Origin of the sequence: Halomonas sp. AOP25-F1-15, assembly GCF_052378675.1 — a bacterium.
GTDB classification, from domain to species: Bacteria; Pseudomonadota; Gammaproteobacteria; order Pseudomonadales; family Halomonadaceae; genus Vreelandella; species Vreelandella casei.
Genome location: NZ_JBQSXV010000003.1, coordinates 425,769 through 438,238 on the forward strand (window position 1 = coordinate 425,769; position 12,470 = coordinate 438,238).

Annotated in this window: 11 protein-coding genes; 8 read left to right on the forward strand and 3 right to left on the reverse strand. The window is 55.9% G+C overall.

The genetic code is table 11. The annotated features are described in order from the left end of the window. Positions 1 to 2 precede the first annotated feature (2 nt). On the reverse strand, positions 3 to 1,166 hold the full coding sequence (locus tag ACT3TF_RS07885; RefSeq protein ID WP_096277783.1) for a fumarylacetoacetate hydrolase family protein: 1,164 nt from the start codon (positions 1,164 to 1,166) through the stop codon (positions 3 to 5). Between the two features lie 231 nt (positions 1,167 to 1,397). Between ACT3TF_RS07885 and ACT3TF_RS07890 the strand changes: the two genes are divergently transcribed. The 8 genes from ACT3TF_RS07890 to nanR all read left to right on the forward strand — a co-directional run bounded on the left by ACT3TF_RS07890 (position 1,398) and on the right by nanR (position 9,493). Then, positions 1,398 to 2,162, forward strand: a complete 765-nt coding sequence (locus ACT3TF_RS07890) for an SDR family NAD(P)-dependent oxidoreductase (protein WP_444671962.1) — start codon at positions 1,398 to 1,400, stop codon at positions 2,160 to 2,162. Beyond that, positions 2,159 to 3,178 carry a 4-hydroxythreonine-4-phosphate dehydrogenase PdxA gene (gene pdxA, locus ACT3TF_RS07895; protein ID WP_444671963.1) on the forward strand — a complete coding sequence of 340 codons (1,020 nt, stop codon included), beginning with the start codon at positions 2,159 to 2,161 and terminating at the stop codon, positions 3,176 to 3,178. The genes ACT3TF_RS07890 and pdxA overlap by 4 nt, the downstream gene beginning before the upstream one ends. Further along, on the forward strand, positions 3,175 to 4,362 hold the full coding sequence (locus ACT3TF_RS07900) for a four-carbon acid sugar kinase family protein (RefSeq protein ID WP_444671964.1): 1,188 nt from the start codon (positions 3,175 to 3,177) through the stop codon (positions 4,360 to 4,362). The genes pdxA and ACT3TF_RS07900 overlap by 4 nt, the downstream gene beginning before the upstream one ends. Positions 4,363 to 4,534: 172 nt before the next feature. After that, entirely contained in the window at positions 4,535 to 5,536 is a 1,002-nt protein-coding gene (locus tag ACT3TF_RS07905) for a sialic acid TRAP transporter substrate-binding protein SiaP (protein ID WP_096277791.1), read from the forward strand. Positions 5,537 to 5,593: 57 nt separating this feature from the next. After that, positions 5,594 to 6,130, forward strand: a complete 537-nt coding sequence (locus ACT3TF_RS07910) for a TRAP transporter small permease (protein ID WP_444625025.1) — start codon at positions 5,594 to 5,596, stop codon at positions 6,128 to 6,130. Between the two features lie 49 nt (positions 6,131 to 6,179). Further along, positions 6,180 to 7,559: a TRAP transporter large permease gene (locus tag ACT3TF_RS07915; RefSeq protein WP_444671965.1), complete on the forward strand. Its 1,380-nt coding sequence runs from the start codon at positions 6,180 to 6,182 to the stop codon at positions 7,557 to 7,559. A gap of 58 nt (positions 7,560 to 7,617) precedes the next feature. Further along, the gene (locus ACT3TF_RS07920; RefSeq protein WP_096277797.1) at positions 7,618 to 8,694 is read left to right on the forward strand and encodes an Ldh family oxidoreductase; all 1,077 of its coding nucleotides are present in this window, start codon (positions 7,618 to 7,620) and stop codon (positions 8,692 to 8,694) included. A 76-nt stretch (positions 8,695 to 8,770) separates the two neighbouring features. Next, the gene (gene nanR, locus ACT3TF_RS07925; RefSeq protein ID WP_096277800.1) at positions 8,771 to 9,493 is read left to right on the forward strand and encodes a transcriptional regulator NanR; all 723 of its coding nucleotides are present in this window, start codon (positions 8,771 to 8,773) and stop codon (positions 9,491 to 9,493) included. On the opposite strand, the gene ACT3TF_RS07930 is transcribed toward nanR, so the two are convergent. Beyond that, the gene (locus ACT3TF_RS07930) at positions 9,490 to 11,067 is read right to left on the reverse strand and encodes an aldehyde dehydrogenase (NADP(+)) (protein WP_444671966.1); all 1,578 of its coding nucleotides are present in this window, start codon (positions 11,065 to 11,067) and stop codon (positions 9,490 to 9,492) included. The genes nanR and ACT3TF_RS07930 overlap by 4 nt on opposite strands. Positions 11,068 to 11,186: 119 nt before the next feature. After that, the gene (locus tag ACT3TF_RS07935) at positions 11,187 to 12,470 is read right to left on the reverse strand and encodes a TRAP transporter large permease (protein ID WP_441685425.1); all 1,284 of its coding nucleotides are present in this window, start codon (positions 12,468 to 12,470) and stop codon (positions 11,187 to 11,189) included.

Here is a 12,470-nt window from a genome sequence, read left to right on the forward strand (position 1 = left end):
ACTTAGCGGCGCGCTAGGTGGCGCATCAGTTCGCGAATACCGTAAGTCCAGGGCGGCAGCTGATCGCTTCTGCCTACCGTATTGACTAAGGCGCCAAGGGACGGTGTAGCGATGGTGACGCGATCGCCTAGATGATGGGTGAATCCCTGGCCTTCGCCGTCGCGGTCCTGAATCGGTGAGAACATGGTGCCGAGGAACAGCATGAAGCCGTCAGGGTACTGGTGGTGCTCGCCGATAGTTTGGCCTACTAGGTCCAGCGGATCGCGGCTGATTTCGCGCATATCGCTCTCGCCCTGGAGCAAGAAATCATCGTCTTCTCCTTCAATACGCAGCGATACCTGGCAATTGCGTACGCTATCCATATCGAAGTGATCGTCAAATAGCCGGATGAACGGCCCCAGCGAGCAGGAGGCGTTGTTATCTTTTGCCTTGCCGAGCAGCAGGGCGCTGCGGCCCTCAACGTCGCGCAAGTTGACGTCATTGCCTAGCGTGGCGCCGCGCACCTGGCCACGGCTGTCTACCGCCAGGACAATTTCCGGCTCTGGGTTATTCCACTGAGAGGACTCATGCAAACCCACCGGGGTGCCAAAGCCTACCGAAGACAGCGGCTGCGCTTTAGTAAACACCTCGGCATCGGGGCCAATGCCTACTTCCATATATTGCGACCAGCCACCGCGGGCTTGCAGCGCTTCTTTGAGCGCCATCGCTTCGGCAGACCCTGGGGTAATCTTGGAGAGATCGGTGCCAATCAGCGCCTGCAAATCGTCGCGCAGCGCGACGGCCCTAGCCGGATCACCGCCCGCTTGCTCTTCGATTACCCGCTCTAACAGGCTAACGGCAAAGGTGACGCCACAGGCTTTAACGGCCTGTACATCGCAAGGGGCCAGCAAGTAGGGCGCGGTTGGCGAAGGCATCTGGGAGTTGGCGAGCAGCGACTCGACGCTACCGATTGACGGCCCATCTGCGCGTTGCACGACGGACAGCACATCATCGCGTTCCAGCAAATCAGCCATGGTGGGGCCAAACGCGGTGATATCGATGACCTGGCCAGCGTGCACGGTTACCAGTGCGGGGCCGGGGTGCGTGCCATCCAGCCAAACGCGGCCAACGAGCAGCGCTTTATCCAAATCATGGGGAAGAGAGTCAGTCAGGGACAGTGGGTTCATGTGCGCCTCCAGAAAAGTTGGACTAAAGATGTACTAGTGATGAGCAACGAGTGGTTGGTGCGCCATCACCTATCATGTTATGGATATTGTGTTGTATGACAGGTATGCCAGTTCATGGCTCACTTTAGCGCACCGTCCGGTTTCGGGTCGATAGTTAAATCTGCCTAATTGAGATCGGTTTCGCTTAACGCTGCGTGCAAAAATAAAAGTAAAAATCCTAAGGAGAAGGTCATGTTAGACGAGTGGAAAGGCAAGCGAGTCCTCATCACCGGCGCTAGCCGTGGCATCGGCGCGGCGGTGGCTAAGCAGCTAGGTACGCTGGGTGCCCATGTGGCAGTGCACTATCACAGCAGCGAAGCGCCCGCCGAAGCGGTGGCCAAGGCTATCCGCGATGCAGGGGGGGAAGCCTTTACCCTTAAGGCGGACGTCAGCCATTCCAGTGAAACGCAACGGCTTGTCGATGAAGCGGCCAAACGCCTGGGCGGGTTGGATCTGTTAATCAATAACGCTGGTGACATGCTGGGCCGGGTAGGCTTAGACGCGATGGATGATGACCAGTACGACCGAGTGATGGATCTCAACGTGCGCTCGGTGATCATGGCCAGCCGCGCCGCGCTAGCGCATTTTAGGCGCGCAGGAAGCGGCAATATTATCCATACCACGTCTATTGCCGCACGCAATGGCGGTGGTGGCGGTGCAGGGTTATATGCATCAGCGAAAGGCTTTGTGAGCACGGTGACGCGCAATATGGCGAAAGAGCTGGCCGGCGAGAATATCCGCGTCAATGCCGTCGCCCCCGGTACGATTGCGACCGATTTTCACGAGCGCCACTCCAGCGAGGCGCATTTAGCCGCGGCACGTGCATCGATCCCTATGGGGCGATTAGGCACGTCCGAAGAGTGCGTAGGGGCTTATGTATTTCTTGGAACAGACGCACTGAGCGGCTATGTCACGGGTCAAATCATTGAGGTCAACGGTGGGCAGCTAATGCCATGAGTATGTCATTGCGTAGTGACCCAGGCGCTAAGTGTTATGAGATTGCGATCACCATGGGCGACCCTGCGGGTATTGGCCCGGAAATTATTTGTCGCGCGTTAAAGGCTATGTCTAGCGCCGAACGAGCCAGTGCCATCGTGGTGGGAGATCCCGCTATTTATCGTCGAGCAGCGGCCAGTGTCGATGCTGAGCTGATGTTTGTGCCGCTCGACCAACCATCCAGCGGTGATCACTGTGTCGCTATCAGCGTAGTGGACGTGCCGGTGGGTGCAGATATCCCGGATGGCCAAATCAGTGCGGGCGCAGGTGATATGGCTTTTCGTTGCGTTCAGGCGGCGGTGAACTTAGTGCAGTCAGGTCGGACGCAGGTGATTGTTACTGCGCCGCTCAACAAGGCGGCGCTGCATGAAGCAGGGCACCATTACGATGGCCACACCGGCATGCTGGCAGCGCTGACCGGCGCGCCCTCATCGTTCATGCTATTGGCCTCGGAGACGCTTTCGACGCTGCATGTTTCAACGCATGTATCACTGCGAGAAGCGATCGATCGAGTGACGCCTGAACGTATTGTTGCCACCGTCGAAGCCGGCAATGCTCACTTGGTTGCGCTGGGACTAAGTGCGCCACGTATCGCCGTTGCCGGACTCAATCCGCATTGCGGTGAAGGGGGGATCTTTGGTGATGAGGACAGCCGCTGTATTGCGCCCGCAGTGGATCAGCTGCGTCAGCGTGGCTTTGATGTAAGTGGTCCTATTTCTGCTGACACGGTGTTCTACCGAGCCTCTAAAGGCGAGTTCGATTTAGTCGTTGCTCAGTATCATGACCAGGGCCATATTCCGGTCAAACTCATTGCATTCGATACCACAGTGAATGTCAGCCTAGGCCTGCCGTTACAGCGTACCTCAGTGGATCACGGCACCGCGTTCGATATCGCCTGGCAAGGTAAAGCAGATGCTACCAATATGGGGTCCGCGATTGCCTATGCGCGACGTCTCGCCAGTGGCGGGCATTCGTGAGCCCCTGCCAGCTAGCCATTATTGCCGACGATTTGTCGGGTGCGCTGGATGCATCAGCGCCCTTTGCTGCACGGGGAGCCGATGCCCGAGTGATTGTCAGTCTAGAAGCATTAACAGCGACGCTTGATGTGTGGCAAGGGCAAGGGACGTGGCCAGCGGTCATCGCCGTCAATACCGAGTCACGCCATTTGCGGGCCGATGAAGCAGCGTTGCGGGTTTCTAAGGCGGTTCGTCTATTGACACAAGTACGCCCGCAGCAATGGTTTAAAAAGGTGGATTCAACCTTGCGCGGCCAGGTAGTTGCCGAGTGTCGAGCATTGCAAGAGGCCATTGGATATCCACTGCTATTGGCGCCAGCGGTACCGGCTCAAGGGCGCATTGTGCGCAACGCTGAAGTCTGGGTTGATGGCGTAAGCTTGGCCAATACGGCATATCAGCAGGATGCGCGATCATCGCCTCTATTGGGTCCTATTGATGATGCGTTTGCCGCAGGGGGGCTGGCGTTACAGCGCTATCGCCTTGAGAAGGGAAACACGCTTCCTGACGAGAGCTGCATTGTCGATGCCAGCAGCGACGCGGAACTCGCCGCGCTTTACGATGGCGTGCTGAAGCTCAAAAGCTCACGTGTCATGGCCGGCGCAGCGGGATTGGCTATGGCCATTGCTCAACGTCGCTTCGGGACTCCCTGTGCTCAGGCTAGGTCACTGTGCGGGATAAAATCGGTGCTGTATGCCGTTGGCTCCCGGGCTCCTCGTGCCGCGGAGCAGTTTGAGTCGCTGTGTCAGCAGTTACCCAACGTAGCGATTATTGAGGCGTGTGCTACGTCGCTTGATCACCTTGGCGTCGAGGCATGTGTCATCGTGCCTAGTGAAGATGGAACAGTGCGCACAGCGATTGAAGTGGCCGATGCAATGGCGGCCCAGGTGGCTGGCATTATCTCAGCCTGGCATGACGAAGATGAGCACCTGCAATTTCTTACCGGTGGCGATATTGCTATGGCAGTGCTCTCCCAGCAAGGCGCTCGTTATATCACCGTTGAGACTGAGTGGTCACCGGGTGTGGCATTAGGGTGTTTGGATGGTGATGCCCACCGCAGAGTAATGACTAAGGCGGGCGGCTTCGGCGACTCATCACTACTCGTTCGTTTGCATCAGCAGCTTAACCTGAGCGGTGAGTCGAACTAAGTACACAAAATAACCACAGCAAAATGCTAGCCGCGTAGTTGCGTAATTGAGGGTCAGCAGCTAGGTTTCAATCTGGTGGTATGATACGTATACAGTAAGATGATCGGTTTCATCGACTGTTGCCGCTCGCACAATAACCAACAATAAATCTAATGGTTGTGAGGAATACAAGATGAGCTACAAAAGCCAACACCGCCTAACGATGTCCCGTTTGCTAACCGCTACGCTTATTGCCGCTGGTATCAGCGTAGCCGGTGCGGTACAGGCCGTCGAGAACCTGCGTTTCGCCCATGTTTATGAAACCTCCGAGCCTTTCCATAAGTGGGCATTATGGGCCGCTGACGAGATTGAAGAGCGCACCGATGGGCGCTATACCATGGAGGTATACCCCGCTGCCTCGTTAGGTAAAGAGGAAGACATCAACGAAGGGCTTGGGTTAGGCACGGTCGATATCATTTATACCGGCACCCAGTTCGCTGGCCGCGCTTATGGCCCCATCGGCATTGCCGGGGCTGCGTATATGTTCCGTGATTTCGATCACTGGCAGGCGTTTGCCGATAGCGATCTATTCCAAGAGATTGCTCAGGGCTATCAGGATCAAACCGGCAATGTTCCGCTGGCGCTCAACTATTATGGCGAACGCCACGTCACGTCCAATATCCCCATTAATGAACCCGCAGACATGGAAGGGCTGAAAATTCGGGTGCCCAACGCACCGATGTACATGATGATGCCTCAGGCGGTGGGTGCTAACCCAACGCCCATTTCGTTTGATGAGGTATATCTGGCTCTGCAGCAAGGCGTTGTAGACGCGCAGGAAAATCCGCTGCCGACTATTCGTGCTAAGGCTTTCCATGAAGTACAGGACTACATCAATCTGACCGGCCACATTACCGATTCGCTTATTACGATTGTTGGCGGGCCGCGCTGGAATCAGCTCTCTGAAGAAGACCGCGAAATATTCCGCGAGGTTTTCCAGGAGGCGGCTGAAAACAACACCAAAGATATTCTGAAGGCCGAAGGGGAGCTGGTTGCCTGGTTTGAAGAGCAGGGTAACACCATCAATGAAGTGGACCGTGAACTCTTCCGTGAGGCCGTTTTACCCGCCCATAACGGCGATGCCGCGACATGGGATCAGGAAACCTACGATCGCCTACAGGCTATCGGCCAGTAATCCAACCCCTGATAACACTCCGCTCTTTACTGAGCGGAGTGTTTGGAGTCCTGTGCCATGAATGATTCGCGCGAGAATTCCCCGCCTATCGGCGACCCGATGGTTGATTTTGAATCTGCTTTCGAGGATGCACCGTTCAAACTAAGTGATTATCGCCTCGAAGACTTTGTCACCTTAACGCTTTTTTGGGCATTGATTTTAGTGGTGTTCGCCCAGTTTTTTAGTCGCTATGTGCTGGGTAGTTCTATTGGCTGGACCGAAGAAATTGCCCGTTACTTACTGATTGGCGTGGGCTTTTTTGGCAGCATCATGGCAGCCCGTAACGGTAGCCACATCATGGTGGAATTCTTCTACCACTACATGCCGGGCTGGCAGGCGCGTTTGCTAGAGCATTTGGTCAACCTGATAAGCCTTAGTTTTTATATAGCGATGGCATGGATCGCCTATCAGCTGGCATCACGCACCAATAGCCTAATGGTGTCGGTGGATCTGCCTAAGAGCATCATCTATTTCACCGTCTGTGCGGCGTTTACATTGATGGCGCTGCGCACCGTTCAGCGGCTTTACTTGAAGTATCTGGGGCGTTCCCTATGACGCTTGAGCTGTGGCTACCCGCGACATCATCTTTATCAAGAGGCCTCCCATGTCCCGATTTTCTGTGATGCGTTGGCAAAAGCCGATAGTGTCTCCGCTGCTGGCGGCACTGGCTATTCTGGGCTGCGTGATTCTACCGCTAATGGGCTACGATCTTGGCTTTTTGTTCTTTGCGCTGTTTACCATGCTGGTGCTGGGCGTGCCTATCGCGGTTAGCTTGGCAGGCGCCTGCTTAATGTTTGTCTTAATCACCGGCCAGGTGCCCAGCATTGTCATAGCACACCGCATGATTAACGGCATTGACAGCTTTCCGCTGCTGGCGATTCCGTTTTTTATTTTTGCCGGCAGCCTAATGAACAATGGTGGCATTACCGAGCGTATTTTCAATTTCGCTAAGGCGCTGATGGGCTGGATGCGGGGTGGCCTTGGCCATGTCAATGTGGGGGCTAGCATTGTGTTCTCGGGCATGTCGGGCGCGGCCGTAGCGGATGCAGGCGGCCTGGGCATGATTGAAGTCAAAGCCATGAAGGATGCGGGATACGATGAAGAGTTCGCCGTGGGAATTACGGCGGCGTCCTCGACCATCGGGCCTATCATTCCGCCTAGCTTGCCGATGGTGATTTACGGGGTTATGGCGTCCGCCTCGGTAGGCCAGCTGTTCGCAGCAGGGCTGATCCCTGGCCTGTTGATGGGCATCATGCTGATGTTGATGATCTTCATCATCTCAAGGCGGCGTGGCTATCAGCGCGATGCCATTTTCTCCATGGGGGTTCTTGGCCATACCTTCAAACGGGCGTTTTTATCGTTGCTGACACCTGTCATTATTGTGGGCGGTATTATCACCGGTGCCTTCACGCCGACTGAAGCCGCGGTGGCCGCGGTGTTTTATGCCTTGCTCCTGGGTGGCGTGGTTTACCGTACGTTGACGTGGCGTAAACTGCTTAAAGTCAGCATGGAAACCATCGAGACCACCGCGGTTATTCTGTTCATTGTGTCTTCGGCATCGATCTTCGCCTGGATACTGACCAGCAATCAGGTGACTCAGAATGTGATCGCCTTAATGGGCCCCTTTGCCGATAGCAAGCTCGCCGTTCTGGTAATGGCCAATATCGTGCTGATTATCGTGGGCTGCTTTATGGAAACGATCGCTGCGATCACCATCTTAGTCCCGGTGCTGTTGCCCATGGCCGTTGCGGTGGGGGTAGACCCTGTCCACTTCGGGGTCATCATGGTGCTTAACCTGATGATCGGACTATTAACGCCACCAGTGGGCATGGTGCTCTACGTGCTTTCCAGGGTCTCTAACGTGAGCTTTGAGCGCTGCATGCGAGGCACCATTCCGTTCCTAATACCCCTGGTGATCTGCCTTCTATTGGTGACGTTCATCCCGGCTATTTCTATGTGGCTACCCACGCTGATATATCGCTAAGCACCGCTGGAGCTGGCGGAATGCCAGCTCCGCTATTAAGACCCGGAGTATTTTATTAATGACTGATACCTCATTAGATTTTCGCGTTACCCACGAGGATCTTGCTCGTTTTATACAGGCGACACTCGCCGCTGTTGGCGCCAATCAAGCCTCGGCGCAGGCGGTGAGCCGCGCGCTGGTCACCGCATCGCGCATGGGGACCGATAGCCACGGTTTGCGTCTATTGCCTCACTATGTGCAGGCGCTTCAAGGCGGGCGCATTAAAGGGGCGCCTAACATGGTGTTTCAGCGCCGCTTAGCGGCCACAGGCTGCTTAAACGCTGACGACGGGCTTGGTCATCTGGCGGGTTATACCGCGATGGAACACGCCACGGCGATGGCTGATGAGGTCGGAATAGGCGCTGTCGCTGTGGGGCACTCATCGCACTTCGGCGCGGCAGGGTGCTATGCGTTAGCCGCGGCTGAACGCGGCTATCTTGGTATGGCGTTCTGTAATTCAGACCCCTTTGTACTTCTGCACGATGGTGCCAAGCCCTTTCACGGTACCAACCCCATCGCTTTTGCAGCGCCGGTAGCGGGTGAGTCGCCGTATCTATTGGACATGGCCACGAGTTCGATCCCCTGGAACCGAGTGCAGCAATTTGGTGCTATTGGCCGCCAGCTGCCCGATCAAGTCGCGGCAGATGCGGCCGGTCAGGTGAGTCGCGTACCTGCTGATATCGCTGCCTTGTTGCCGCTGGGCGGCAGTGATTTCGGCTTTAAAGGTGCCGGTCTAGGCGGCATGGTCGAAGTGCTGAGTTCGATGCTGTCGGGCATGCAGCATGGCTTTAGGTTATTGCCGATGGGCGGGCCGGATATGGCAACGCCGCGCGGTGTCGGGCATTTCTTTCTAGCCATAAAGCCCGATGCCTTTGTTGATGAAGGCACCTTTGCTCAAGGGCTGGCCGCGTATTTGAAAGACCTTCGCGCCCAGCCAGCCTCAAAAAATGCCAGAGTACTAGCACCCGGTGATCGTGAATGGCGCTGCCAGGCGCAGCGCGATGCTCAGGGAGTTCCACTCGATGTTGCCAACCAATTAGCCTATGCCGAACTGGCTGAGCGGCACCGGATTACGCCACTATCTCGGCTTGATTAAAGGCTCAATGAAAAGACAATGGCGAAAAATGCAGTAAAATGGCGGCCAATTCCAGGTTAACGAGGAGCGACTGCCTATGAGCAGATACCGGATTGAGCGCAAAACGCTTTCCGAACAGGTCGCTGAACAGCTTGAGGCGGAGATTCTTGAGGGGCGGCTGAGCGAGAATGATCAGTTGCCCTCAGAAAGAGAGCTGATGGAGCAGTTTGGCGTTGGTAGACCCGCGGTGCGCGAAGCGTTGTTCCATTTGCAGCAGCTGGGATTGATTGCGATCAACAGCGGCACGCGTGCCAGAGTCATTCGCCCTACGGCCGATGCGGTGATGGCGAGGCTTTCGGGGGTGACACGGCAGCTGCTTTCGAAGCCGGCTGGACAGCAATACTTCCAGGAAGCTCGGGCTACGTTTGAAATATCGCTAGCCCGCTACGCCGCTCGTCACGCCAGCGATGAGGATCTGACGCGGCTGCGTGAAGCCTTACAAGCCAACCGTGATGCTATTGGTGACGAAGCGCGCTTCAAGCGCTCTGATAACGACTTTCATGGTGTATTGGCGAGTATCGGACGTAACCCTATTTTTGATGCTATCCATGTGGCGCTTTCCGAGTGGCTAGATGATCGGCGTGCTCATGTGTTGCAGCAAAAGGATGAAGACAAGGCTGCGACCGCTGCGCACACTGAGATCATTGATGCCATTGAATCACGCGACCCTGATGCGGCCGAGGCAGCCATGCGGCGCCACCTCGACCGTCACTACGGCACGTACATGCAGCTTAAAAGACGCTTGTCTGATACCCCTTAGCTTTCACGCTTGCCGTCGATTAAGCGGGAAACGTTAAACGGATTGCTATCGCGCAGCGCTTCGGGCAGCAGGCCTGCTGGCAAGTCTTGGTAGCAGACAGGGCGCAGGAAGCGATAAATCGCAGCACTGCCCACCGACGTCGTCCGGCTGTCAGACGTGGCCGGGTAGGGGCCGCCATGTACCATCGCATGACCCACTTCCACGCCGGTCGGCCAGCCATTGGCCATAATACGGCCCACGCGACGTTCCAGTGCGGGCATTAGGCGTTTAGCGGCATCTAAGTCGCTATCGTCTAGCTGCAGTGTCGCGGTCAATTGGCCTTCCAATTGTTCGGCCACGCGCTGCATTTCATCGCTGTCACGGCACTCAATCACCAGTGATGCAGATCCGAAGATTTCGCTCTGCAGCGCTTCTTGAGTTAAGAAGTCGTGGGCGCTAGCGGTAAATAAAGCAGTTTGGCAGCTATGCGGGCCGTCGTTGGTTTGTCCACGCGCGACTTCGTTAACGCAAGCGTTGCCCGAAAGCTCATTCACACCGCTTCGATAAGCCTCATGAATGCCGGGTGTCAGCATCGTTTGGGCTGCGCTGGCTTTTACCGCGTCACCCGCTGTTGCTACGAAGGCGTCAAGGTCAGCGCCTTTAAGGCCAACGACTAGGCCAGGGTTCGTACAGAACTGGCCTGCTCCCATGTTTAGCGATGCCACAAAACTCTCTGCAATCGCAGTGCCGCGAGCTTTCAATGCCTCTGGCATTAGGAACACGGGATTGATGCTGCTCATTTCAGCATAAACAGGAATCGGCTCGGGGCGTGCTTGTGCGGTGGCCATTAATGCAGTGCCACCGCTACGTGAACCGGTGAACCCAACGGCTTTGATGCGCGGGTCGGCCACTAGCGCCTGGCCAATCTCTTTGCCTGAACCGAACAGCAGCGAAAAGACGCCTTCCGGCAACTCGCACTTAGCAACCGCACGCTGAATGGCGCGACCCACTAATTCGGACGTGCCAGGGTGTGCCGAATGGCCTTTAACAACCACCGGGCAGCCTGCAGCTAGCGCAGACGCGGTATCGCCACCCGCGACGCTGAACGCGAGGGGGAAGTTGCTGGCGCCAAAAACAGCCACTGGGCCTAGCGGGATGTGACGCTGACGCAGGTCAGCGCGGGGCATCGGCTGGCGCTCTGGCAGTGCAGGGTCGTGGCGTACATCCAGCCATTCTCCCGCGCGTACAACAGCAGCGAAAAGCCGTAGCTGGCCACAGGTACGGCCACGCTCGCCTTCAAGACGAGCCTTAGGAAGGCCCGATTCGGCGACACCACGCTCAGTTAAGTCGGCGCCAATGGCTTCAATTTCATCAGCAATGGTTTCTAAGAAGTGTGCGCGTGTCTCAAGTGACGTCTCGCGATACTGATCAAACGCCGCATCAGCAAGTTTGCAGGCCTGTTCCACGTCGGAACGGCTGCCGCCACGATAGCCTGGCTCAAGTACGTCACCGGTAGCGGGATTGATAGCGTGGATCTCATCCTGTGTGCCTGTCACGGTCTGTTGACCGATAAGCAGTGTGCCTTGCAGTGTCATGCTGGTCTCCTATTAAAGGGCATTATTGTCGATCTAGCGTAATACGTAGTGAGGTGATCGGTGTGCTGATCACCTTGTCGCTATTGATTTTATTGGGCGCAAATACTGGGCGTAAATACTTAGTTACCGCGCACGGCAGTCAGGTCAGGCAGCCACGTCACGATGCCGGGGAAGGCGATCAGGATAACCAGTACTACAAGCAGCGCGGCGTAGTAGGGCAGCATCGCTTTGACAAGTTGTTCCATGGAAACCTTACCGACGCCGCAGCCGACATAAAGGCAAGTGCCCACCGGCGGTGTCAAAAGACCAATGCCTAAAATGAACGACATCAGCACGCCGAAATACACCGGATCAACGCCTACCGAGGTAACGATGGGCGTTAGCATGGGCGCCATGATGACCATTGCTGGCGTTAGATCCATTACAAACCCCACCAGCAGCAGTAGGCCCGCCACTATCAGCAGCAGTAGGAAAGGATCTTGTGTGATCGCCTGTACCTGAGTGACCAGTGTTTGCGGCACCATATTAATGGTTAAAAACCAGGCAATAACGGTGGCAAACGCCAGTAACAGCAGCACCATACCGGTCAAACGGGCGGTACGGATGAGCATTCCCCACAGCTCAGTTATCTTGAATTCGCGATACACGATCAGCGAGATAAACAGTGAGTAAAGCAGCGCCGCAACGGCCGCTTCGGTGGCGGTGAATACGCCGCCGATAATGCCGCCAATCACAATCACGGGTAGCACCAGCGCCAGCCATGCTGCTTTAAAAGCTTCCCAGAGCACATCAAGACGGAACTTACGGGTTTGGCCAGCATGGCCAATGGTCGCCATGATGAAGGTTGTCGCCATCAGGCCGGCCGCAATCAATATGCCGGGTACAATGCCAGCAATAAACAGGCGGCTAATTGACGTCTCTGTGACAATGCCAAACAAAATCAGCGGGATAGAGGGCGGAATAATGATGCCGATAACCGATGAAACGGTATTGATTGCGGTTGCTTGAGGCGCGGTATATCCCTGTTTGGTCATCGACGGAATCATCATCGCGCCGGTGGCTGCCGTGTCTGCCACGGCTGAACCGCTAATGCCGCCAAAGAACATGGATCCGGTAATAGCGACCTGGCCTAAACCGCCGCGTACGAAGCCGACTAAGGCACCGGCTAGGTCCATTAAGCGGCGGGCTATGCCGCCGTTACTCATTACTTCACCGACCAGAATAAAGAACGGAATAGCCAGTAGTGGGAAGCTGTTAACGCCCCGGATAGACTGCTCAATCATGATCGAGAGCGGAATGTCAGACAGTAGCGCCATAATGACGGCGGCAATGCCTAGGCCAAATGCGATGGGCAGGCCAAGTGCCAGGGAGGCGAAAAGAATGCCTAAAAAGATCCATAGCAT